We start from the raw sequence: 765 nt of genomic DNA on the forward strand, positions 1-765 counted from the left end.
CCTTCCGCCCCACTCTCCTGCATGCCGCGGTGGCCCTGTCGGCGGCGGGCGTGATCGTCGCGGGCATGGCGGGAGTGCGGATGTGGCGCGTTCTGGTGCCTGCACAGCCGCCATCGCACCCGGAGCGCATGCTGCTCGCTCCCATGATCGGCATCCAGGAGCCCTGCATCTGGGCCACGCCGGCCCTGCCCGGTTTCGAAGACCTGCAGGCGCAGTGCAGCGGCGCCCAGGGTTCGGCGGCGGCGCTGGTGGAGTCCACGCTGCAGCCGCTGCAGCCTGCCGCGGCGGCGGGCACCCCGGTGGAACTCGGCTACACGCTGCCCGTACCGCTGCTGAAGCTGTTTCGGCAGGAGGCGGGCGGGGAATGGAAGATCGACACGGAGATCGTGAACCGCCTGGTGCGGACGCTCCGGGATTCACCGCGGCCGGCCATCCTCTATCTGTTCTCGACGCACTTCTCGTCCCAGGCGCCCATCGAGACCGCGCTGGCGGCGGACCCGTCGAACATGGCCCAGACGCGGGACGGCCCGCTCGGCATGGACGACTACTACGACTCGAAGGTGTTCAACTGGTCGTTCGCCACCACCGGCAACGGCCTGACCCGGCGCAGGACGCAGGCGATCGGCGCCGTGCTGGACGCGGCATGCCGGCTCGGACCGCAGGACCGCGCCAAGATCCGCGGCGTCACGCTGCTGGGTGAACTCCACCACCTGTTTCCCAACTTCCAGGCGGGCATGGGCTTCGACGGCGCCTACCGCATCACCG

The 765-nt window shown here is 70.5% G+C and carries 1 protein-coding gene; it reads left to right on the top strand.

Features of this window, described 5'->3' with window-relative positions; genetic code table 11:
- On the top strand, positions 1-765 hold a 765-nt coding region (locus GVL52_RS31465; RefSeq protein ID WP_200847930.1), incomplete at both ends, for a hypothetical protein.

Source organism: Rhizobium sp. 18055 (assembly GCF_902706285.1).
In the GTDB taxonomy this organism is placed as follows: Bacteria; Pseudomonadota; Alphaproteobacteria; order Rhizobiales; family Rhizobiaceae; genus Rhizobium.